At 70.9% G+C, this 22,568-nt stretch carries 14 protein-coding genes; 5 read left to right on the forward strand and 9 right to left on the reverse strand.

Features of this window, described 5'->3' with window-relative positions; translation table 11 throughout:
• Positions 1-49: 49 nt before the first annotated feature.
• Positions 50-259: a hypothetical protein gene (locus tag RHOOR92_RS18715; protein WP_155950227.1), complete on the reverse strand. Its 210-nt coding sequence runs from the start codon at positions 257-259 to the stop codon at positions 50-52.
• 182 nt (positions 260-441) lie between these two features.
• On the opposite strand from RHOOR92_RS18715, the gene RHOOR92_RS0111280 reads away from it, so the two are divergent.
• Entirely contained in the window at positions 442-1,437 is a 996-nt protein-coding gene (locus tag RHOOR92_RS0111280; RefSeq protein WP_051281188.1) for an integron integrase, read from the forward strand.
• Positions 1,438-1,610: 173 nt separating this feature from the next.
• Here RHOOR92_RS0111280 and RHOOR92_RS0111285 read toward each other — a convergent pair whose 3' ends face one another.
• The gene (locus tag RHOOR92_RS0111285; RefSeq protein ID WP_027490267.1) at positions 1,611-10,253 is read right to left on the reverse strand and encodes a glucoamylase family protein; all 8,643 of its coding nucleotides are present in this window, start codon (positions 10,251-10,253) and stop codon (positions 1,611-1,613) included.
• Positions 10,254-10,421: 168 nt separating this feature from the next.
• On the opposite strand from RHOOR92_RS0111285, the gene RHOOR92_RS18720 reads away from it, so the two are divergent.
• Entirely contained in the window at positions 10,422-10,904 is a 483-nt protein-coding gene (locus RHOOR92_RS18720; protein WP_037115351.1) for a GNAT family N-acetyltransferase, read from the forward strand.
• Here RHOOR92_RS18720 and RHOOR92_RS0111295 read toward each other — a convergent pair.
• Both RHOOR92_RS0111295 and RHOOR92_RS0111300 read right to left on the reverse strand, forming a co-directional pair.
• Positions 10,897-13,371, reverse strand: a complete 2,475-nt coding sequence (locus tag RHOOR92_RS0111295; protein ID WP_015449148.1) for a GGDEF and EAL domain-containing protein — start codon at positions 13,369-13,371, stop codon at positions 10,897-10,899. The genes RHOOR92_RS18720 and RHOOR92_RS0111295 overlap by 8 nt on opposite strands.
• A gap of 98 nt (positions 13,372-13,469) precedes the next feature.
• Positions 13,470-14,612, reverse strand: coding sequence for a hypothetical protein (locus tag RHOOR92_RS0111300; protein WP_027485366.1), 1,143 nt, complete (start codon positions 14,610-14,612; stop codon positions 13,470-13,472).
• Between the two features lie 116 nt (positions 14,613-14,728).
• Here RHOOR92_RS0111300 and RHOOR92_RS0111305 point away from each other — a divergent pair, with 116 nt between their 5' ends.
• Positions 14,729-16,012, forward strand: coding sequence for an acetyl-CoA C-acetyltransferase (locus tag RHOOR92_RS0111305; protein ID WP_027485365.1), 1,284 nt, complete (start codon positions 14,729-14,731; stop codon positions 16,010-16,012).
• Between the two features lie 52 nt (positions 16,013-16,064).
• Positions 16,065-16,616, forward strand: a complete 552-nt coding sequence (locus RHOOR92_RS0111310) for an energy transducer TonB (protein ID WP_027485364.1) — start codon at positions 16,065-16,067, stop codon at positions 16,614-16,616.
• A 210-nt stretch (positions 16,617-16,826) separates the two neighbouring features.
• Here RHOOR92_RS0111310 and RHOOR92_RS0111315 read toward each other — a convergent pair whose 3' ends face one another.
• The 4 genes from RHOOR92_RS0111315 to RHOOR92_RS0111330 form a co-directional block, all read right to left on the reverse strand.
• Positions 16,827-18,704: a phospholipase D family protein gene (locus tag RHOOR92_RS0111315; RefSeq protein ID WP_027485363.1), complete on the reverse strand. Its 1,878-nt coding sequence runs from the start codon at positions 18,702-18,704 to the stop codon at positions 16,827-16,829.
• Between the two features lie 87 nt (positions 18,705-18,791).
• Entirely contained in the window at positions 18,792-19,265 is a 474-nt protein-coding gene (locus RHOOR92_RS0111320) for a histidine phosphatase family protein (RefSeq protein ID WP_007514420.1), read from the reverse strand.
• Between the two features lie 57 nt (positions 19,266-19,322).
• On the reverse strand, positions 19,323-19,955 hold the full coding sequence (locus RHOOR92_RS0111325; protein ID WP_027485362.1) for a ParA family protein: 633 nt from the start codon (positions 19,953-19,955) through the stop codon (positions 19,323-19,325).
• Between the two features lie 127 nt (positions 19,956-20,082).
• The gene (locus RHOOR92_RS0111330) at positions 20,083-21,120 is read right to left on the reverse strand and encodes a hypothetical protein (RefSeq protein ID WP_007514416.1); all 1,038 of its coding nucleotides are present in this window, start codon (positions 21,118-21,120) and stop codon (positions 20,083-20,085) included.
• 160 nt (positions 21,121-21,280) lie between these two features.
• On the opposite strand from RHOOR92_RS0111330, the gene RHOOR92_RS0111335 reads away from it, so the two are divergent.
• Complete coding sequence (locus RHOOR92_RS0111335; protein ID WP_007514414.1) at positions 21,281-21,475, forward strand: hypothetical protein; 195 nt, start codon at positions 21,281-21,283, stop codon at positions 21,473-21,475.
• A gap of 83 nt (positions 21,476-21,558) precedes the next feature.
• Here RHOOR92_RS0111335 and speE read toward each other — a convergent pair whose 3' ends face one another.
• A complete protein-coding gene (gene speE / locus RHOOR92_RS0111340; RefSeq protein WP_007514412.1) occupies positions 21,559-22,428 on the reverse strand; it encodes a polyamine aminopropyltransferase in 870 nt (289 codons plus the stop codon).
• Between the last annotated feature and the right edge of the window lie 140 nt (positions 22,429-22,568).

The raw sequence follows: 22,568 nt of genomic DNA on the forward strand, positions 1-22,568 counted from the left end.
CTAACGCTGGAATTGAGCGGCGGCGAAGCCGTCCGCCTCGAATGACTGGTTAGGCCTTACGCCCGACGAACCAGCGAAAGCGACCGATAATCCAGCCGAGCCCCAAGCCAATGACGGCAGCTGAAAAAACGCTAGGGAAGACAAAGTAGCCTGCCAGCGCGCCGAGGACTAGACCGATGAGGCCGTAGACCGCTGCGTAGCGACGGGCGGAAACGGACTGAGGCGCAGATGTCATGGAATTAGCTTGCTCGGAATTCACGGATATTCCTTGAAAGGCCTAACGCTAAGTAGACCCCAAAAGTGGGGTGTTGCGCCGAGTATGCGGCGCCGCTCCTGACCGCACAAGCAGCGGATTCCTACATCGGATCATGGCCTTGCACGGATGCCCTGTGCGTGGTGGGCGGGCATGCTGCCGTTGTTATCAGCGACTTTTGAGGGTGTATGAGTTACCCGGGCGAAAGTGAGGGTGTAACGGGGGCAAAAACGCCGCGGTTGCTGGATCAGGTGCGTGCGCGGTTGCGCTTGAGGCATTACAGCTTGCGGACGGAGCGGGCGTATGTGGGCTGGATTCGGCGGTTCATCCTGGCCCATGGCAAGCGGCATCCGCGCGACATGGGGGTGGCGGAGGTCGAGGGCTTTCTGAGTACGTTGGCCGTCGAGGGCAAGGTGGCGGCTGGCACGCAGAACCAGGCGCTGTCGGCGCTGTTGTTTCTGTACAAGGAGGTGTTGTCGGTCGAGTTGCCGTGGATGGAGACGGTGGTGCGGGCGAAGCGGCCGCAGCGGGTGCCGGTGGTGCTCTCGCGGGACGAGGTGAACCGGCTGCTGGCGATGCTGGATGGCCGCTTCGGCCTGATGGCCTCGCTGTTGTACGGCTCGGGCATGCGGCTGATGGAATGCGTGCGGTTACGCGTGAAGGACGTGGATTTCGAGCTCAACCAGATTTGCGTGCGCGACGGCAAGGGTGGCAAGGATCGGCATGTGCCGTTGCCGCGGCGCCTGCGTGAAGCACTGCAGGCGCAGCTGGAGCGGGTGCGCCTGGTCCACCAGCAGGATCTGGCGGCGGGCCTGGGCGCGGTGTGGCTGCCGCATGCGCTGGCGCGCAAGTATCCGTCGGCGCCGCGCGAGCTGGGCTGGCAGTATGTGTTTCCGTCGGACCAGCTGTCGCGCGATCCGCGCGATGGCGAGCGGCGGCGCCATCACGTGGACGAGGCCGGCCTCCAGCGCGCCGTACGCAACGCGCGGCTCAAGGCCGGCATCGTCAAGCCGGCCACCTGCCATACCCTGCGCCACTCCTTCGCCACCCACCTGCTGGAGGCCGGGCAGGACATCCGCACGATCCAGGAACTGCTCGGCCACAAGGACGTCGCAACCACGCAGATCTATACGCACGTTTTGAACCGCGGTGGCCACGGGGTGTTGAGTCCGCTGGATCGATGAGCTGCCCGGTTACAAGGACGTGGCGACCACGGCCGCTCTTGCGCATCCATGCACCCGCGGCATTGGCACATCCGTGTGCGGCAAGATCTGCACCCACGTTCTGAACCGCGGCGGCCACGGCGTGCCGAGCCCATGGGACCGCTGGGCGCAGGCATGCGCCGCCGCGGCCGGCTTCATGGGCGGCGCGGCCAGTTCAGCTCCACGCTGTGCTCCGCGCCGTCCTCGGCGAGCGGGATGCCGCCGTCGGGCTGCATCTCGCCGTCCAGCCACAGCGTGCTCGGCGTGCCGGCGTCGCTCTGGTGCAGGCGGATGCGGTAGAGCGTGTCGCGGTGGCGGTAGTCGACCGAGAAGCCCTCCCACTCCGGCGGCAGCACCGGCGCGAAGCGCAGCGTGCCGGCTTCCAGGCGCAGGCCCAGCAGCGATTCCACGATCAGCCGGTACATCCAGCCGGCGGAGCCGGTGTACCAGCTCCAGCCGCCGCGGCCGACGTGCGGGGCCACCGCGTAGACGTCGGCGCTGACCACGTAGGGTTCGACCTTGTAGACGTCCACGGAAGCCGCGTCGAGGCCGTGGTTGACCGGGTTGATCATGCGCAGCAGTTCCCACGCGCGCGCGCTGTCGCCGAGTTCGGCGAACGCCATCGTGGCCCAGATCGCGGCATGCGTGTACTGGCCGCCGTTCTCGCGCACGCCGGGCAGGTAGCCCTTGATGTAGCCGGGGTCGAGCGCGGATTGGTCGAACGGCGGCGCCAGCAGCTGCACCAGGCCGGCGTCGCGGCGCACCAGGCGGGCGTCCAGCGAGTCCATCGCCTGCCGCTGGCGCCCGGGCGCGCCGATGCCGGACAGCACCGACCAGCTCTGCGCGATCGAGTCGATGCGGCATTCGTCGTTGCTGGCGGAGCCGAGCGGCGTGCCGTCGTCAAAGTAGGCGCGGCGATACCAGGCGCCATCCCAACCGTGCTGTTCCAGCGCGGTGCGCAACCTGGCCACTTCGCCTTCGCAGTGTTGCGCGAACGGCTCGTCGTCGTGCAGCCGGGCCACCTCGGCGAAGCGCTGCAGCACTTCGCAGGAGAAGAAGCCCAGCCACACGCTTTCGCCGCGGCCGTGTTCGCCGACCCGGTTCATGCCGTCGTTCCAGTCGCCGCCGCCGATCAGCGGCAGGCCGTGCGCGCCGCGCAGGGCAAGGCTGCGCTCGATGGCGCGCACGCCATGCTGGTACAGCGTCTCGCGCAGGGCCGAGGGCTGCGGCAGGTCGTAGTGCGACTCCTCGCCCTCGTGCAGCGGACGGCCCTCGATGTAGCCGACGCATTCGTCCAGCACGCCGCGGTCGGCGCTGGCCAGCACGTAGCGCGCGATGGCCAGCGGCAGCCACAGGTAGTCGTCGGAACAGGTGGTGCGCACGCCGCGGTCCCGCGGCGGGTGCCACCAGTGCTGCACGTCGCCTTCGGCGAACTGGTGCGCGGCGCACAACAGCAGCTGCGCGCGCGACAGTTCCGGCGCGGCGTGCACGGTCGCCATCGAGTCCTGCAGCTGGTCGCGGAAGCCGAACGCGCCGCCGCTCTGGTAGTAGCCGCTGCGCGCCCACAGCCGGCAGGCGATGGTCTGGTACAGCAGCCAGCCGTTGGCGAGCACGTCGAGCGCGGGCTCCGGCGTGTGCACCTGCACCGCGCCGAGTACGCGCGCCCAGTGTGCGCGCACCTGGTCCAGTGCGTCGGCGGCGCTGCCGCTGCCGCGGAAGCGCTGCACCAGCGCACTGGCCTCGGCGGCGTCGCGACCCAGGCCGAGGCGGAAGATCAGCTGGCGCTGCTCGCCGTCGCCCAGGCTCACCATCGACTGCAGCGCCGCACACGGGTCCAACCCGGCACCGAGCCGGCCGGACAGGTGTGCGCGGCCCAGCCCGGCCGGCGCGCGCAGGCTGCCGTTGCGGCCGAGGAATTCGCTGCGGTCGCCGCCGATGCCGCGCGCGGGGTCGTCCACGTCGAAGAACGCTACGCGGTTCGGGAACTCGCTGTTGTAGGCGTTGCGCGCGAACAGCGCGCCGCTGGCCGGGTCCGACTCGGTGACCACGTGCATCGCGGTCTTCGCGCGCAGGTCGCCGAGCAGCCATTCGACGTAGCCGGTGACGCTGAGCCGACGCGGCTGGCCGGAGTCGTTGCGCAGCTTCAGCACCGAGAACTTCACCGACGCGTCCAGCGCCACGTAGACCCACAGCTCGGAGTGGATGCCGTCCTCGTGGTGCTCGAACACGCTGTAGCCGAAGCCGTGGCGGGTGACGTAGCTGCCGCTGCCGCGGCACGGCAGTGGCGTGGGCGACCACAGCTGTCCGGTGTCCTCGTCGCGCAGGTACAGCGCCTCGCCGCTGCCGTCGCCGACCGGGTCGTCGTGCCACGGGCTGAGCCGGAATTCGTGTGCGTTCTCGCCCCAGCTGTAGGCGCTGCCGCTCTCGGAGATCACCGTGCCGAAGCGCGGGTTGGCCAGCACGTTCGCCCACGGCGCCGGCGTGCTGTCGCCGGCGGCCAGGGTGATCACGTACTCGCGGCCGTCGTGGCTGAAGCCGCCGTGCGGGTTGGCCAGCTGCAGCGCCGGCGCCGCGCCGGCGCCGCCGGCGAGCGTGGCGCTGGCGATGCGCCGGGGCCGGCTCGGCTCGAAGCGCGGCGCGTGGGTCTCCACCTGGCGCCGGCCGATCTGCTCGGCCAGGCTGCCGCGGCCGTCGCCCAGGATGATCCGCGCGCTGGCCAGCATCACCAATCGGTCCTCGCCGGACAGTTGCTGCCCCGGGCGCACGAAGATGCCGCCGGGACGGTCGAGCAGGCTGGCCTCGCTGCCGGAGGCGATCAGGCCCATGATCAGGTCGTGCAGTTCCTGCCGGTAGCCGACGCGGTCCTCGTTCCAGATCACCAGGTCCACCGCCAGTCCCTTCTGCCGCCAGTACGCGTGCGCCTGCACCAGCTGGCGCACCAGCTCGATCCGTGCCGGGCTGGCGATCTGCAGCAGCACGATCGGCAGGTCGCCGGACACCGACTGCCCCCACAGCCCGCTCTGCCCGCGCCGGTTGCCGCGCAGCACCGCCGGCTCGGCGCGCAGGCCGGCGTTCGGGTACAGGATGCCGGTGGCCATGTGTTCGTACAGCTGCGCGTCGGCGAGGCTGGCGTTGAGCTGGCGCAGCAGCACCTGGCTGTGCGTCCAGGCCAGGTCGAACACGCGGTCGGCGAGGTGGCGGTCGCGGTACTTGCCGATCAGCTGCAGGCAGCCGTCGCGTTGCGCGGCGTAGCCGGTGACGAAGTCGATGGTGGCCGATTGCTCCGGCTCCAGCGTGAGGCGGCAGCGGATCGCCACGATCGGGTCGAGCACCGGGCCGGCGCTGTCGGACAGCCTCGCCTGCTCGCGGTCGAGCGCCTGCGGCTCGGCCGTGCTGCGGCCGCGGCCGATGAAGCGGGCGCGGTCGGTCTCGTAGGAGATCGCGTCGATGTCGGCGTCGTGTACCGCCAGCAGGTGGAACAGCCACGGCACCTGCTCGCCGGCCGAGCGCGGCCGCCGCGTGCACACGATCGCCTGCAGCGAGGGCACCAGCTCGGTCTGCACGAACAGCTTGCTGAAGGCCGGGTGCGCCGCGTCGGCGGCCGGCGGCGCCAGCACCACCTCGGCGTAGCTGGTCAGCTCGATCGTGCGCCGCGTGCGGCTGCGGTTGGTGATGCGCGTGCGGCGCAGCTCGATGTCGTCTTCCGGCGACACCACGATCTCGGTGTGCGCGTCGAACTCGCGTTCGCGCACGCGGAATTCGGCGCGTGCGTCGGAGAAGATCGCCTCGAACTGTTCGGTCTTCCTCCGCGTGGGCTGGTAGGCGGTGGACCAGTACTCGCCGCTGGCCACGTCGCGCAGGTAGCAGAACATGCCCCAGGCGTCGCAGGTGATGTCCTCGTGCCAGCGCGTCAGCGCCAGTTCGCCACACCGGCTGTAGCCGCCGCCGGCGCTGCTCAGCATCACGTGGTAATGGCCGTTGGAGAGCAACTGCACGGCCGGGCGCGGGCGGTCGGGATCGGCGAACACGCGCAGCCGCGCCTCGGCCGGTCGCGATGCGCCGTCCGATTCGGGGAAGCCGGAGGCGTGCAGGTATTCCGCCGCGGTCTTCGGCACGCGTTCCTGCAACAGCAGGCTGGTGGCCTGGAACTGCGGGTCGGATTCGAAGCGCCGCTGCATCGGCCGATCCAGCAGCGCATGGCCCAGTGCCAGCAGGCTCATGCCCTGGTGGTGCGCCATGAACTGCCGCACCAGCGCCGAGTCCTGGCCCAGCGGCAGTCGCGCCGGGGTGTAGTCGATCGCCTCGTACAGGCCGTAGCGGCCGCGTGCGCCGGCCTCGGCCAGCCGCTGCAGGTTCTTGGTGGCCGCGGCCGGCACCACCATTAGCGCCAGTGCGCTGGCATACGGCGCCACCACCACGTCGTCGCCCAGCCCGCGCTTCAGGCCCAGCCCGGGCACGCCGAATGCGCGGTACTGGTAGGTGAAGTGCGCGTCCAGCATGTTGTAGCCGGATTCGGACACGCCCCATGGCACGCCGAGCTGGTTGCCGTATTCGACCTGCCGCGCCACCGCGGCGCGGCAGGTCTGGTCGAGCAAGGTGCCTTCGTAACTCGGCATCACCAGCATCGGCATCAGGTACTCGAACATCGAGCCGGTCCACGACAGCAGTACCGGCTCGCCGCCGACGGTGGTGAGCAGGCGGCCCAGTGCGAACCAGTTGTCCTGCGGCAGCTGGCCCTGCGCGATGCCGACGAAGCTGGCCAGCCGCGCCTCCGACGCCAGCAGGTCGTAGTAGCCGGCGTCGAGCCGGCGCTGGTCGACGTTGTAGCCGATCGCCAGCAGGTCGCGCGCGCCGTCGTACAGGAAGCGGTAGTCCACCAGCGCCAGCTCGCCGGCCTGCTGCGCCAGCTGCTCGATCGCGGCGAGGCGCGCGCGCGCGCGTTCGCGCACGCCTTCGGCGTCGGCCACGGCGGGCCAGGCCAGCGGTTCGATCCGCGCCAGCTGGCGCAGCGTGGGGATGCCCTCGAAGCTGGTCTCGTCGTCCGCCGGCGGGTCGAGGCCGAACGCGGCGGCCTCGTCGCACAGCTCGTCGCACTGCGCGAGCAGCGCGTCGAGCCAGAACTGCGCCTCGCTGCCGGGTTCGGCGTCCAGTCGCGGCAGCAGCGCCTGCGCGTGGCCGCGCAGCTGGCGCAGCAGCGCGCTGGCTGCGCCGGTGCTTGCCGGCGGCGCGGCCGCGCCCTCCTGCAGATGCCGGTCGAGCGGGTCTAGCGCGTGCGCGAGGTCGGGATCCAGGGTGTCGCGCAGCAGCGCCAGCGTGTCGTGCAGGCCGTGCAGCAGGTCGGGGCGGAACACCGGCTGGTCGGCCAGTTCCTCCAGCCCGGGGCGCAGGGTCAGCAGGTGGCCGGCAAGGTTGCCGCTGTCCACCGCCGAGACGTACAGCGGCGCCAGCGGCTGCAGGCTCTGCGTGTCGTACCAGTTGTAGAAGTGGCCGCGGTGGCGCGGCAGCCCCTGCATGGTGGCCAGGGTCAGCCGGGTGCGTTCGAGCAGGCGGCCGGTACCGAGGAAGCCGAAGTCGTGCGCGGCCAGGTTCGCCAGCAGCGCCAGGCCGATGTTGGTCGGCGAGGTGCGGTGGGCGACTGTCGGGTCGGGCCGCTCCTGCAGGTTGTCCGGCGGCAGCCAGTGCCCGGTGGCGCCGACGTGGACGTCGAAGAACGCCCAGGTCTGCCGCGCCAGCGTGCGCAGGAAGCGCTGCTGCGCCGCGTTCGGCGCGAACGCGACCGGCGTGCGCGGCTGGCTGATCCACCACGCGAGGGCAGGCGAGCCCAGCCACAGCAGCAGCAGCGGCGTCGCCAGCCACAGCGCCAGCGGGCGTTCGAGCGCCAGCGCCACGCCCAGCGCCAGCGCCAGCACCGGGCCGATCCACATCAGCCGCCACAGCACGGCCGGCGCATGGCCGCCGTGCCGTTCGACCTCGCCGGAGGGCTGCCACTGCAGCAGGTGGCGCTGGCTGACGGTCACCCGCCACAGCGTGCACACGATCGCGTCGAGGTGGTACAGCGCCTCGTGCGGCAGCCATGCCAGCCCCAGCGCCATCCGCGCGAAGTGCTGCAGGCTGGCGCGGAAGGCGGCGCGCAGGTGCTGGTCGAGCTGTACCTCGCGCGGCTTCTGCACCAGTTCCAACAGCGCCGCCAGCAGCGGCGGCAGCAGCACCATCGACAGCACCGCCACGGTCCACGAGAGCACCGGCGACATCAGCAGCCAGCCGCTCACCAGCAGCGCCAGCAGCGCCGGCGGCACCAGGCTGCGGCGCAGGTTGTCGAGGATCTTCCAGCGCGACAGCGCGGTCAGCGCGTTGCGGCGCCAGCCGGCGTGCGCGGTCGGCGCCCACGGCAGCAGCCACGGCAGCAGCTGCCAGTCGCCGCGGATCCAGCGGTGGCGGCGCTTCACGTCGGCGCCGTAGCGGGCCGGGTAAGTCTCGAACAGCTGCACGTCGCTGAGCAGGCCCGAGCGCGCGTGGCAGCCTTCGACCAGGTCGTGGCTGAGGATGCGGTTGTCCGGGAAGCGCCCGTCCAGCGTGCGCTCGAACGGGTCGATCGCGTAGATGCCCTTGCCGACGAACGAGCCTTCGCCGAACACGTCCTGGTAGACGTCCGAGACCATCCGCGTGTACGGGTCGATGCCGGCGTCGCTGCCGTATAGCTGGGCGTAGCGCGAGCGCGCGGTGCTGGGCAGGCTGATCCCCACGCGCGGCTGCAGGATCGCGTAGCCGCTGACCACGCGGCGCCGTTCGGGGTCGTACACGGCGCGGTTGAGCGGGTGGTCGATGGTGCCGACGAAGGCCTGCGCCGCGTCGCGCGGCAGCTCGGTGTCGGTGTCCAGGGTGATCACGTACTGCACCGGTCCGAGCGCGGCGACGTCGCCCACCACCCGCATGAAGCGATCGTGCGCGTTGCCGCGCAGCAGCGCGTTGAGGTCGGCCAGCTTGCCGCGCTTGCGCTCGTGGCCCATCCAGCACTGCTCGCCCGGATTCCAGCGGCGCGGTCGATGGAACAGGAAGAAGCGGTCGGCCTTGGCGCTGGCGTAGCGGTCGTTGAGTGCCTCGATGCGCCGCTGTGCCCGCCGCAACAGTGCCTCGTCGCCGGGCAGGCTCTCGTGGTCCGCGTCGGTGAAGTCGGTGAGCAGGGCGAAATGCAGGTGCTCGTCGCGATTGCCGAGAAAGCGCACCTCCAGCGCTTCGGCCAGTTCGTCGACGTCCCGCGCGCTGGCGATCAGGCTGGGGATCGCCACCAGCGTGCGCGCGGCGGCCGGAATGCCGTGCGAGTAATCCATGCGCGGCAGCTGCCGCGGCGCGATCGACAGCGTGGCGATCCAGTTGAGCAGGCTCAGTCCCAGCTGGCTGGCCAGGATCGCGGCGGGAACCGCCAGCGCGACCAGCGCCCAGCTCGGCCAGCGATCGTGCGCGGCGGCGGTGACCAGCGGCTGCGCGAAGGCGAACGTGACTAGCGCCAGCAGGCCCAGGTAGATCGGCAGCGGCGCGCGGTCGAAGCCGCGGCGCAGCGTTTCGCGCAGCGGCGGGCGGATGCCCAGCTGCCGTTCCAGCTGCAGCCGGCCGCGGTCGATCAGGTAGTAGCCGACGTGCTGCGGCAGCGGCACGCTGCTGTCGGTGGGGGCCGCGGCCTGGCTCAGCGCGATCGCCGCCTCCGCCACCTGCAGCTCGGTCAGCCGGTGCCGCCGCGCCATCGCCTCGACCACGTGGCGGTAGCGGTCGCGGGTGGCGAAATCCATCGCCGCGTAGACGCCGGCCGGGTCCTCGCGCAGGCATTGCTCGACCAGGCTGCAGCGCTCGACGAAGTCGCGCCAGTCGATCGCCGACAGCGTGCGCAGGCTGCCGATGCTGTTGCTGATCGAGACCTGGTTGGCGGCCTGCTGCTGCGCCTCGAGCTGCACCAGGCGCTCGATGTTCTGCCCCGACGCGGCCAGGCGCTGTTCGATCCAGCTCAGCGGCAGCGCCAGCGCCGGGCTCTGGCCCTGCAGCCGGCGCGCCATCTCGGCCACGAACGGGCCGTTCATCGGCGGGTCCGAGCGCGCCATGTCGGCCACCACCAGCACCACCGAGTTCGGCTCGCGCCCGGCGATGGCGGTCATCGCGTCGGCCCAGCGCGCGGCCTTGCCGCGGTCGCGCCAGTCGGCCATCACCCGCGCGGCGACCCGGCGCAGGTTCTCGATCAGCGCCAGTCGCAGCATGATCGGGATCGCCCACAGTTCGCCCAGCTTCAGCGGGCTCACTTCCTGGTAGGCGTCGACGAAGTGCTGCAGGATGTGCGTGTCGACCCGGCCGTCGCCGTGCGAGATGATCTCCAGCGCGATGTCGTACACCCGCGGCAGCCCGGCCGACGGCCCGCTGGCCAGCCGCGGCAATTCGCGGCTGTAGCCCTTCGGCAGGTGCCGGCGGGCGATCCGCACCTGCTCCTCGACCAGGTAGAAGTTGTCCAGCAGCCACTCGGCGGCCGGGGTGATCCGCCGCCGCTTGCGGGTGGCGTCGGTCAGCCGTTCGCAGGTGTGGGTCAGCACCGCCTCGTTGTCGTCCAGCCGCGCCAGCAGCGAATCCATGCTGGTGCGGGCGCTGAGCCGATGCAGCCCGGCCAGTGCGCGGCCGTGGCGTTCCATCTGTTCGGCGCTGAACAGTTCCGCGCGCAGCGCCGGCTCCTGCTCCGGCCGGGTGCGCGCCGCTGCGCGCCGCCGGCGGAACGCTTGCAGGCGGCGCAGCTTGAGCAGGTCGAGCAGGTTGCCAATGTTCAAGACGATTTCCTTGGGCCTCGCGGGATCGGCCACGAGGCGTCCATGCGGGCGGAGCGCCGACGGGAACCCGTGCGAGGGCTGCGACCGCCGGCTCGGCCCGACCTTACGCGGCGGCATGTGAAGATGGCGCGCGCTACGATGGGCGCCCGCCGCTACCGGAGCCACGCCGTGCCATTGCAGATCCGCGCCGCCACTCTCGCCGACGTTTCCGACCTGGCCGCCTGGAATGCGGCGATGGCTTGGGAAACCGAGCACAAGCGGCTCGATCCGGCGACGCTGGAGCGCGGCGTGCGCGGCGTGTTCGAGCAGCCGCGGCGCGGCTTCTACCTGGTGGCCGAGCATGACGGCGCGGCGGTCGGCTGCCTGCTGGTCACCTACGAATGGAGCGACTGGCGCGGCGGCGATTTCTGGTGGATCCAGAGCGTCTATGTGGTGCCCGCCGCGCGCCGCGCCGGTGCGTTCCGCGCGTTGTACGCCGATGTGGCGCAACGCGCCGCGGCGGCCGGCGCGGTCGGCCTGCGCCTGTACGTGGAAACCGAAAACCGGCGCGCGCAGGCGACCTACGAAGGGCTTGGCATGCAGCGTTGCCACTACTTCATGTACGAGGCGCTGCCGGCGGCGCCGGCCGCGCAGGAGCGGACGCTCAGGTAGGTTCGGCCAGCCGCTGCTCGAATGCCGCCGCCGGCATCGCGGCGCCGTACAGGAAACCCTGCAGCTGCGAGCAGCCGGCGTGGCGCAGGAAGGCGCCCTGCTCGTACGTTTCCACGCCTTCGGCGATCACGTCCTTGTTGAGGCTGCGCGCCATCGCGATGATCGCGCTGGTGATGGTGGCGGTGTCGCGGTCGCTGGTGATGTCGCGTACGAACACGCGGTCGATCTTCAGTGCGTCGATCGGGAAATGCTTCAGGTAGGACAGACTGCAGTAGCCGGTGCCGAAGTCGTCCAGCGACAGCCGCACGCCGCGTCGCTTGATCCGCTGCAGCAGCCCGGTGGTGGCGTCGCCGCCGGACATCACCATGCGCTCGGTCAGTTCCAGTTCGAGCAGGCCGGTCGCGAGGCCGCTCTCCTCCAGCACCTCGTCCAGCCAGTTGTAGAACTCGGCATGCTGGAACTGCAGCGGCGACACGTTCACCGAGACCGGAATGGCGTGGCCGAGGTCCTGCCACCGCCGCGCCTGCCGGCAGGCGCGGCGCAGCGCCCAGGCGCCGATCGGCAGGATCAGCCCGGTGTCCTCGGCGACCGGGATGAACTGGTCCGGCGCGTACGCCTCGTGCCCGTCCGCCTGCCAGCGCAGCAGCGCCTCGGCGCCGACGATGCGGCCGCTGTGCGCGTCCACCTTGGGCTGGTAGTGCAGCTCCAGTTCGTGCCGCGGCTGCGCCTGGCGCAGCGCGGCCTCGATCCGCCGCCGCGCCTGCGCGCGTTCGTTCATCGACGCGGTGAAGAAGCGGTAGCCGTGCAGGCCCTGCGCCTTCACCGCGACCAGCGCGGTCTCCGCATGCTGCAGCAGGCCGTCCGGCTCGACCGCATCGTCCGGGTACACGCTGATGCCGATGCTGAGCCGCAGGCCGAGTTCGGGCAGGCCGTCGACGCGGGTCTGCTCGCCGTGGTTGATCAGCCGCTGGCACAGGCTGGCCGCCTCGCCCGCGCTTTCCAGGTGCGGCAGCACCGCCACGAACTCGTCGCCGCCGTAGCGGCTCAGCAGGTCGTCGCCGGACAGGCAGTGCTGCAGCTGGGCGGCGAACGCGCGCAGCACCCGGTCGCCGGCGGCGTGGCCGTGCAGTTGGTTGACCTGCTTGAAGTTGTCGATGTCGACGTAGAGCAGCGCGGCGCGCTGCTGGCGCCGGTTCGCGGTGGCGATCGCCTGGCCGATGTGCTCGTGCAGCTGGCTGCGGTTGGGCAGGCCGGTCAGCGTGTCGTGCTGGGTCAGGTGGATCATCTTCAGCGCCAGCGCGCGGGTCTCGCTGACGTCGTGGAACACCAGCACGCCGCCGATCACGTTGCCGGCGTGGTCGTGGATCGGCGCGGAGGAATCCTCCACCGGCGTGTCGAAGCCGTGGCGGTGGCGCAGCAGGGTGCGGCCGGCCAGGTCGACGATGCTGTTGTGGCCGATCGCCGCGCGCAGCGGATTGGCCACGGCGTCGCCGCTGCGTGCGTCGAACAGCTGGAAGATCTCCTCGATCGGCCGGCCCGCCGCCTCGATGCCGGTCCAGCCCGTCATCGCCTCGGCAATCGGGTTGAGCGAGGTGATGCGCAGCTGCGGGTCGGTGGTGATCACCGCGTCGCCGATCGAGCGCAGGGTCACCTCGGCCAGCTCGCGCTCGCGGTGCAGCGCATCCTCGAACGCCTTGCGCTGGCTGATGTTCTGCACCTGCGAGACGAAGTACAGCGGCGCGCCCTGCTCGTCGCGCACCAGCGACACGCTGAGCTGGATGTGCACCACGCGACCGTCCTTGTGGAAGTTGCGCTTCTCCAGCTGATAGGACTCGCGCTGGCCGGCCAGCAGCTGCGCCATCAGTTCCGCGTCGGCCGCCAGGTCGTCCGGATGGGTGACCGCGGCGATGTCCAGCTGCAGCAGCTCCTCCTCGCGGTAGCCGAGCATCTGGCAGACCGCCGCATTGACGCGCACGAACCGGCCGTCCGGGCGGGTCAGCGCCATGCCGATCGCGGCGTGCTGGAACGCGGCGAAGAAGCGCTGCTCGCTCTCGTGCAGCTTGAGCTCCAGCGTGCGCCGCTCGGTGATGTCGACCAGCGCGGTGAAGATGCCGCGGACGCGGCCGTCGGCGTCGAAGTCGGGCTGGAAGTTGCCGTGCGCGTAGCGCGGCCGGTGGCCGTCGTGCAGCTCGCCCTCGTAGCTGGCCATCTGCCCGGCGTAGGCGCGCGCCAGCGCCGCCTCGGCCAGCGCGTGGTTGCGCCGGCCGACCACGTCGACCAGGCGCTGGCCGAGCAGCTGCTGCGGGTCGAGGCCGAGCCAGCGGCGATGGGTGTCGTTGACGAAGCGGAAGCGCTGCTCGAGGTCGAGGTAGGCGAGCAGCGCAGGCGTGCCGTGCGCCACCCGTGCCGGCCAGTCGGATGCATCCGGAAGCGAAGGCGATACCTCGGCAGGCTTGTGCGGCCGCATGGTCATTCCGTCAGCATGGCGCCCCCTGTCGGCGCCGCTTCATCATGCGCCGAGTTTTCGCCGCTGCCCAGCGGGCCGGGCGAACCACCCGGCGACGATCAATGCAGGGCGGCGGCCGGGGCGCCGAGCCGGCCGGCGGCGTCCAGCACGATCCGGCCCGATGCGTGCAGTTCGGCGACGATGCCGTACTGGTCGGTCAGTCGCGCCAGCAGCGAGCCCAGCGCCTGCGGCTGCAGCGGGTAGCCGTGCGCCAGCGCGCGCGCATGGCCGCCGTCGCCGCGCTGGGCCACGGTGATCGCCACCACGCCGAGGCCGGGGGCCTCGTGCGCGAACAGCGTCGGCGGATCGTAGCCGGGTTCGACCGCGGCCAAGGTTTCCAGCAGGTAGCCGTCGGCGGCCGCCGCCGGCTGTGCCGCGTCGGGCTGCAGCTGCAGCGGCAGCTGGTGCGCGTCGAGCAGTGCGGCGTACTGGCGCAGCTCGAACACGATGCCGGCAAAATCGTGCGCGCGCTGCCCGGCATCGCCGGTCTGCACGGCCAGCCACTGCGACGGCGACTGCGCCAGCACCTTGCCGTCGGCGTAGCGCACGGCCAGCCCGCGCGCGCTCATCGTCGCCTCCTCGCGGTACGGGGTCAGCAGTGCCGTCTCCAGCAGCGCCCACAGCGGCGCCAGGTTGACGTGCTCGTACTGCACGCAAGTCAGCGCCAGCAGGTCGTTGCGGCTGAGGTAGCGCACGTGCTCCAGCCGGATGCCGAGCGTGCGCATCAGCCAGTCGGCGGTCAGCGCGCCGGCCTCACCGCGCCCGACCAGCTGGATCTCCAGCTGCTCGGACAGCTCCTCGGCCTGCCCCGCCGGCGCCAGCAGACTCATCGGCAGCAGCCGCATCGGGCCTTCAGCATAGGTCGGTGAGGGTTCCAGCGGTTGCGCCGGCATCTGCCCTTGATGGCTGCCGAACGCCACCACGTTCTCCAGCTGGCTGCGCGGCACGCGTCGCGCCAGCTCGTCCAGCGCGGCCCAGACCGGGAAGCCCGGTCGCAGCAACTCGACCTGGTCGAACAGCGCGCCGGCCAGCGCCAGCCGCGCGGCGTCGACCTGCGGCACCAGCGCGTGCAGGTCGGCGGCGATCAGCGCCGCCAGCGCGGCAGCCTCGTCGCGGGTGAACGTAAGCCGCGCCGGCGGCTCGCCCGCGACCGGTTCCAGGGCCAGCACCACCGGCAGGGCGAACAGCGTTTGCGTTTCCACGAGCGAGGGTCCGGAAGACGGGAGGAGACGGGATTCTACCATTCAGCGTTTTGGGCTTTCGCCGCGCGGCATGGCGGGTTAGCCTTGACCGACTTGAGTGGTGGACTGTTCCGAGCATGGAAAACACGCAGAAGCGCGTCGGGGTGATCGGCGGTGTGCGCATCCCGTTCTGCCGCAACAACACGGCCTACGCCGACGTCGGCAACTTCGGCATGTCGGTGAAGGTGCTCGGCGCGCTGGTCGAGCGCTTCGGCCTGCACGGGGTGGAACTGGGCGAAGTGGCGATGGGCGCGGTGATCAAGCACGCGTCCGACTGGAACCTGGCGCGCGAGGCGCTGCTCAGTTCCGGGCTGGCGCCGACCACGCCGGGCATCACCACCGCGCGCGCCTGCGGCACCTCGCTGGACAACGCCATCATCATCGCCAACAAGATCGCCGCCGGGCAGATCGAGGCCGGCATCGCCGGCGGTTCGGACACCACCTCCGACGTGCCGATCGTCTACGGCACCCGCCTGCGCAAGCGCCTGCTGGCGATGAACCGCGCGAAGACGCCGCTGGACAAGCTGAAGACGGCGCTGCGCGGCTTCTCGCTCGGCGAGCTGAAGCCCTCGTTCCCCGGCGTGGCCGAGCCGCGCACCGGCAAGTCGATGGGCGACCACTGCGAGCAGATGGCGAAGGAGTGGCAGGTCAGCCGCGAGGCGCAGGACCAGCTGGCGCTGGACAGCCACCGCAAGCTGGCCGCCGCCTACGACGCGGGTTTCTTCGAGGGCCTGCTGGTGCCGTTCCGCGGCCTGAAGCGCGACGGTTTCCTGCGCCCGGACTCGACCATGGACAAGCTGGCTTCGCTGAAGCCGGCGTTCGACAAGAGCTCCGGCCACGGCACGCTCACCGCCGGCAATTCCACCGGCCTGTCCGACGGCGCCGCCGCGGTGCTGCTGGGCAGCGAGGCGTGGGCCGCGCAGCGCGGGCTGAAAATCCAGGCCTGGCTGCGCGATGCCGAAGTCGCCGCGGTGGATTTCGTGCACGGCGAAGGCCTGCTGATGGCGCCGACCATCGCGGTGCCGCGCATGCTGGCGCGCCACGGCCTGCGCCTGCAGGACTTCGACTACTACGAGATCCACGAGGCGTTCGCGGCACAGGTGCTGTGCACGCTGCGCGCGTGGGAGTCGGCCGACTACTGCAGGAACCGGCTCGGCCTCGACGCGCCGCTCGGCGCGATCGATCCGGCGAAGCTCAACGTGCACGGCTCCAGCCTTGCCGTCGGCCACCCGTTTGCCGCCACCGGCGCGCGCATCATCGCCACGCTGGCGAAGCTGCTGGAGCAGAAGGGCGCCGGCCGCGGGCTGATCTCGATCTGCACCGCCGGCGGCATGGGCGTCACCGCGATCCTCGAGCGGTGACCGGGCGGCCGCTTCAGCCTCGATTCGTCCGGGCGGGTGCATAAAGGCCGCCATGTTCCGCCTGCGCACCACCGCCTCCCTCAGCCTGCTCGCACTGGCCGTCGGCGTCGCCGGCACCGGCTGGCTCAGCGCGCAGACCAGCGTCTGGTCCGGCCCACCGACGCGCTACACCGCGCAGGTCGACACGCCGACCGCGCTGCGCGCCCGCCCGTCGCCGCACCGCCCGCGCCGCTCGCCGCGCGTCGCGCCGGCAAGGCGCATGCTGCCGTCGGCGGTGGTCGCTGACGAAGCACAGGCCGCCATCGCTGCACCCGCGCCGGAGCTGGTGCCGCTGGCCACCCCCGCCGACACCTCGCAATCGTGGGACGAGTTGCGCGGCCATCTCGACGGCCGCGTGCTGCTGCACGTCGACATCGACGGCAACGGCCGGGTCACCACCGCCAGCCTGAGCGAATCCAGCGGCGACCCGGTGCTCGACCAGCACGCCCTGCGCAGCGTGCGCGGCTGGCGCTTCGCGGTACCGCCGGACCACTCCGACGGCCTCAGCGGCGAGCTGCCGATGCGCTTCACCTCGCGGGGCGATCGCGTCGCGCAGTTGCCGTAGGGTTTTGTCCGGGCGCGTTGGTGCTTCGCGTTTTATCAAGCCTGCGCAAAAGGCGTGCGCTTTCTGCAACCTGCAGGAGCCCACTTTGAGCGCGATGCTGTCGTGCTTGCTGCATTCAGGGCGAAGAACATCAGAAGCAAGAGCTTCACACGAGGCAACAGGTGGCGAAAGTGGTTCTCGTGGAGCAGCGCTCACGGTGGTGAATGGCGCTCACAGGATGCCCTTGGCGCCCACCCCGAACGCGGTAACCATCCGCGTGATGATCAGCTTCGGCGAGAGCGCCACGTCGGGGAAGTCGCCGACCGGTTCGTAGCAGGCGTAGAAGTTCGGGTCGGTGGCGCGCAGCGGCTGGCAGCCGGGCTTGAGGTCGAAGCTGGTGGCGTAGCGGAACGGCCACAGGTCGAACAGCGGCAACTGCTCGGAGACCGTGCCGATCACCCGGTTGATGTCGGTCAGCACCGGTACCTTCGACCGCCGCGGCGCGATCACCCACGCGTTTTCCGGCTGCGTGCTGCGCAGGATGCTGTGGCGCAGCTGGTCGGCGAAGTCGTGGTCGTAGACGATCACGCCCGACTCGGTGTTGTAGTGGTCCGAGCGCGGATCGAAATTGTGCGAGCCGACCATCGCGAAGACGTCGTCGACCACGATCGACTTCGCATGCAGGCCGAAGCGCAGGCCGGTGCTGTGCAGCGGTGCCGGGCGATTGCTGCTGCCGCGGCTGCCGAGCAGGCGGAAGCGCGCCGCGGGAACGTGGGCCGGGCCGGCGGCTTCCGGCGGCGGCAGCGCGGTCGTGTCCAGGTCGAGGTTGGCCAGTTCGTTGTCCACCGCGGCGCTGGGCGCGTGCGGCTTCAGCTCGTGGATCTCGAAGCCGAACTTCTTCAGGTAGCGCTTGCGATGTTTGTACGACATCGCGTACACCGCGAACGCGTCGGTCGAGGCCAGCGAATTGGTGGAGACGATCACTAGCGGCGGGTCGGCGCGCCGGTGCAGCGTGCGGAAGATGTGCTGCGCGCGCTTGCTCATCACCAGGTACGGCGTCTGCAGCAGTACCTCGCGTTTCGCCTCGCCGATCATGCGCATGATGTGGTGGGTGAAATCGAGCGCGCGGCGCTTGTCCGGCTTGTCGGTCTTCGCCGGCAGGTCGCTGAAGTACTCCACCCGACCCACCCGCCGCGAGGCGTCGACCAGCCAGGTCTGCAGCCAGGCCGGGTCCTCGGCGGCCTGCTGCACGCGCGCCACGCGCGCCGGACGGCGGTAGTGCGGGGCCGGCCAGGTTGGCGGCGTGTGGTCGGACAGGATGCGCCGGTTGACGTCGCGCAGATGGGTCAGCGGCAGCGCGCGCGGGTGGTTCCAGAACCGCTCGAAGCTGGCCGCCATCTGCAGCGCGGCGGGGCCGCCGACCATCGCGTCGCGGTCGACGTAGTTGAAGCTGTCGTCCCAGTTGAAGTAGCGGTTCTGGTAGTTGCGCCCGCCGGTGATGCCGATGCGGTCGTCCACCAGCAGCAGCTTGTTGTGCATGCGCTGGTTGAACTGCATGAAGCAGCACAGCACGCCGGCGGCGAATTCCAGCGGCTGCGTGCGTGCCTTGTGGAAGGTCGGGTTGTACAGCCGCACTTCGAGGTTCGGGCTGACCCGCGTCAGCCGGTCGAGCAGGTCGAGGTCGCCGAAGGAGAACAGCTGGTCGGCCAGGATGCGCACGCGCACGCCGCGCCGCGCCGCCTGCACCAGCTCGTCCAGCATCAGCTGGCCGGCATCGTCCTGGTCCCAGATGTAGGTCTGCACGTCGATCGAGTGCCGCGCCGCGCGCACCAGGTTGATCCGCGCGGCCATCGCCGGCACGGAGTCGTCGAGCAGGGTGACCACGTGCACCGGCCGCTCCGGGGTGGAGGCGGCGAGCGCCTCGGTGGCGGCGGCCAGCAGCGGCGACGGCAGCGCACAATGGTCGGCCTGCGCACAGCTGCTGCTGCGGTCGGCGCTGGCGGCGACGATGGCGTCGGCACGGCGGATCTGCGCGCGCGATACGGTGCAGCCCTGCAGCGACAGCAGCGCAAGCAGCAGCGGTAGGGCGAATCGGCGCAAGACGGACATGGGCAAATCATACGGTTGGCGCGTGCCGTGGTCGTGAGGAAGCGGCGGCCGCCGCCGGGCCGCGGCAACGCACGGTCGCCGCGCGGGTCAGGGCGACCAGAACGCGTCCAGCCGGGCGTTGCCCGGTTCCAGCGCGCCGTCCAGGTGCAGCACCGCCAGCGCACCGGGCGGCATGCCGCGGAATTCGTCGGAGCGGCCCTCGACCAGCAGCGCCACCAGCCGCTCCATGCCGGGGTTGTGGCCGACCAGCAGCACGGTGCCGGCATCGGCGTGCTGGTCGAGCAGGGCCAGCAGTTCGCCGGGCGAGGCGTCGTAGATCTCGTCGGCCTGCTGCGGCACCGGCGCGTTGTCGATCGCGGCCAGCGCCAGGCGGGTGGTCTCGTCGGTGCGTCGGCTCGGCGAGCACAGCACCCGGTCGGGGCGCAGGCCGTGCGCGGCCAGCCACAGCCCGGCGGCCTGCGCTTCCCGCTCACCGCGCACGCTGAGCGGACGCTGCGGGTCGTCGCCGGTGGTTTCCATCGGCACCGCTTCGGCGTGTCGCAACAGGATCAGTTCGTGCATGGAAGACTCCGGGGGTGGTGGCGCAAGGCGCGCGGTGAACATCGGGAAGGGCGCGCTTCAGTGCTGACGCTTGATCCAGCGCAGCAGGGCCTTCCAGTCCTGCTGGTGGCTGCGGACCTGTTCGGACTGGTAGTCGAAGATGCCCTTGCCGAGGCCGGCGAGCAGCACGTAGGCCTGGCTGTCGCGCAGTTGCGCGGCGATCGGGAACGGCGATTGCCCGGCCAGTTGGGTGATCGCATCCTGGCTGGCGTGGGTCCACGGCTTGAGCCGGTTGGCCACCAGCGCCACCGGCAGCTTGCCGCTGCGGATGCGCCTGATCGCCTGCAACTCGCCGAGGAAGCGCAGCGTGGCGTCGAGGTCGAACGAGGACGGCAGCACCGGTACCAGCAGCACGTCGGCCACCTCGAGGTAGGGTTCCAGCTCGCGCTCGCCGGAGCCGGCGGGGGTGTCGATCAGCAACTGCTGGGTGTCCGCCGGCACGCGTTGCAGGTTGCGCCGGCCGCTGTCGAAGGCGAGCACGCCGGGGACGTTGTCGGGTCTGAGCTCGGCCCAGTGGAAGCTGGAGTGCTGCCGGTCGGCGTCGATGATCGCGGTGTGCTGCCCGGCCTGGGCCCAGTGCGATGCCAGTTGCGTCACCAGCGTGCTCTTGCCGCAACCACCCTTGCTGCTCGCCACCAGCGTCGTAAGCATCGGATCACCCCTGCCACGGAAGGTGGCCCAAGCCTAGCGGGCGGGGCGCCAATGGGGAATAGCCGGGAATCGGGAATGGCCAACGGGATGCGCCGGATCGAGCGGCAGGGCCCGCTCTTGCGATTCCCTATTCCCGATTCGCTGTTCCCGGCTGCCAGTCGGCGGGTGCCTCGACCGGGAGGCCGTTGTCGCGCAGGGCGGCCAGCTGCAGGCTCATCTCGGTGCCGCCGTGGCGCGCCAGCGTGAGCAGGCGCTGGGCCAGCGCTGCGTCGTCCTGTGCCCGGGCCAGCAGGCGGGCGAAGCTCTGCACCTGCCAGACCAGGTTGCGACGGGCGTCCTTCGCTTCCTGCCGCTGCGCCGGATCGTCGGCCAACACTTCGCGCAGGTGCAGGCCGAGCGAGCGGGCCAGCGGGCTGGAGCCCCATTCCAGAGTCTTGCCCAGGGCCAGGCAGTCGGTCTTGATCGAGGCGTCCTCGCCGGCGTTCTCGCACAGCTTGGCGACCAGTTGCAGGCTCGGCTGCGGCTGGGTGCCGGCCAGGCCGAACACCAGCACGGTCTGCATGCCGACGGCACCGCCGGCGTGGGCCGGGTCCAGCGTGTCCGGCGGCGGCGGCAGCGCGCCGGCCGCGTTGGCCAGGGCCTGCAGGCTGGCGCCGGCGTAATCGTCGTAGCGCTTTGCCGCGGCGGCTTGGCCCAGGTCGTCGCGGGCGGCGTCCTGTTTCATGCCGCGCGCGTCGGCGCCGAGCTTGAGCAGCCACACCGCAGCGTTGTCCGGTGCCCGCACCAGCAGGCGCTGCAGCGCCTCGCCGTTCGGGCAGGTGCCGGCGGCGGCATCGCAATCGGCCAGGCGCATCCAGTCGACCGCTGCGCCGGCACCGTCGACCTGCGCGGCCCGCTCGATCAGGCGGTGGAAGCTGTTCTCCGGCGGCTGGTTGAACAGCGGTCGCGCCAGCAGGGCCGCGCCGAGCAGTCGCAGCGGGTCACCACCGGGGGCCAGCACGCTGACCAGGTCACGCTGGAACGCGAGCTGGGCCTTGTCGCGGGCTTGCGCGGCCCGACCCGGCGTGCTGCGGCTGTTGCCCGCGGGGGACTTGCCAGCGACCGCCGGCGCGACCGCCAGCGACAACGCGCAGGCCAGGGCGAGGCAATGCCATCCACGCATCATGGGCCGGGCTCCGCAATCCAAAGCGCGCAGCATACCGTTTGCGGATTAAGCGCGGCTGATCGGGAAGGCGGCGAAGCGGTGCCGTCACGGCGTGGCTTGCTAGGATGGGTGTCCCCGGCGCAGGGCCGCGCCCCCACGATCATCGTTCGGGAGACGCGTAGTGGATCATCTGTCGACGTTCGCCGGCGGCGCACCCTGGTTTGTCGGCTGGGGCACGCTGGCCCTGATCAATGCCGCCCTGGCGCAAGGCAAGAACCGCAGCGGCCTGCTGTGGTTCCTTCTGTCGCTGCTGGCCGGCCCGCTTGCCACGCTGCTGCTGGTGCTGCTGCCGAAGGTGCGCTCGAAGATGTTTTGAGCGACGGGATGGGGGATTCGGGTTCGAAAGAGCGGCGGTGTCGCAGCCGCTGGCTTTGCCGAATCCCGTCGGCCGTTCCCGCCTCAGTCCCCCAGCGCCTCGCGCATGAACTCCGGCTGCGCCAGCGCGGCCTTGTGGATCTCGGCGTTGTAGTAGCGGGTCGGGAAGTTCTTGGCGCTGGCGCCGCGCTCGCGGAAGCCGCTCAGGTCGCCGCCCTTGCGCGCCATGGTGCAGCTCCACCAGCCGGTCGGGTAGCACGGCTGCGGGAACGGCAGCGTCTTCACCGCGCTGAAGCCCGAGGTGCGCATCGCCGAGCGCATCGACTTGATCAGTTCCAGGTGGGCCAGCGGCGATTCGCTCTGCTGCACCAGCAGGCCGCCGTGGCGCAGCGCCTTGTAGCAGCTGGCATAGAACGCGGCGTTGAACAGGCCCTCGGCCGGGCCGACCGGGTCGGTCGAGTCGACGATAATCAGGTCCAGCGAGTCGGGCTCGGCCTCGGCCATGTACTTGATGCCGTCGATGAACAGCAGTTCGGCGCGCGGGTCGCCGTTCGCCTCGCACAGCTCCGGGAAGTACTGCTCGGCCAGGCGGGTCACGCGCTCGTCGATCTCCACCTGCACCGCGTGTTCGACTTCCTCGTGCTTGAGCACCTCGCGCAGCGTGCCGCAGTCGCCGCCGCCGATGATCACCACGCGCTTGGCGCGCGCATGGGTGAACAGCGCCGGGTGGGTCATCATCTCGTGGTAGAGGAAGTTGTCGCGGCTGGTCAGCATCACGCAGCCGTCGATCACCATCAGCTTGCCCCAGTCGGTGGTCTGGTGGATCTCGATGGTCTGGAACGGGGTCTTCTCCGCATGCAGCAGTTGCTCGGTGCGGAAACCGATGGAGGAACCGGAGGCCTGGTGGGCTTCGGTGAACCAGCTGGTTTCATTCGAGGTGGGTTGCTGCGACATGGTGGACGTTCCTGACGTGCCGGAGGGAAAAAGCAAGACTGTCCATTGTAGCGACAACCGCCGTGAACGTCCCGGCGGGACCGGCCACGTCTTGCGCATATCGTCACAGCGGCCCATTACAATGACGGTTGGCCTGCCGG

Source organism: Rhodanobacter sp. OR92 (assembly GCF_000427545.1).
Classification (GTDB): domain Bacteria; phylum Pseudomonadota; class Gammaproteobacteria; order Xanthomonadales; family Rhodanobacteraceae; genus Rhodanobacter; species Rhodanobacter denitrificans.

Bases quoted from the DNA above. Each gene is read 5' to 3' on its own strand.
- RHOOR92_RS0111305 (WP_027485365.1), top strand. From the start codon at position 14,729: ATGGAAAACACGCAGAAGCGCGTCGGGGTGATCGGCGGTGTGCGCATC.
- RHOOR92_RS0111325 (WP_027485362.1), bottom strand. From the start codon at position 19,955: ATGCTTACGACGCTGGTGGCGAGCAGCAAGGGTGGTTGCGGCAAGAGC.
- RHOOR92_RS0111295 (WP_015449148.1), bottom strand. From the start codon at position 13,371: ATGCGGCCGCACAAGCCTGCCGAGGTATCGCCTTCGCTTCCGGATGCA.
- RHOOR92_RS0111320 (WP_007514420.1), bottom strand. From the start codon at position 19,265: ATGCACGAACTGATCCTGTTGCGACACGCCGAAGCGGTGCCGATGGAA.
- RHOOR92_RS0111315 (WP_027485363.1), bottom strand. From the start codon at position 18,704: ATGTCCGTCTTGCGCCGATTCGCCCTACCGCTGCTGCTTGCGCTGCTG.
- RHOOR92_RS0111280 (WP_051281188.1), top strand. From the start codon at position 442: ATGAGTTACCCGGGCGAAAGTGAGGGTGTAACGGGGGCAAAAACGCCG.
- RHOOR92_RS0111310 (WP_027485364.1), top strand. From the start codon at position 16,065: ATGTTCCGCCTGCGCACCACCGCCTCCCTCAGCCTGCTCGCACTGGCC.
- speE (WP_007514412.1), bottom strand. From the start codon at position 22,428: ATGTCGCAGCAACCCACCTCGAATGAAACCAGCTGGTTCACCGAAGCC.
- RHOOR92_RS0111330 (WP_007514416.1), bottom strand. From the start codon at position 21,120: ATGATGCGTGGATGGCATTGCCTCGCCCTGGCCTGCGCGTTGTCGCTG.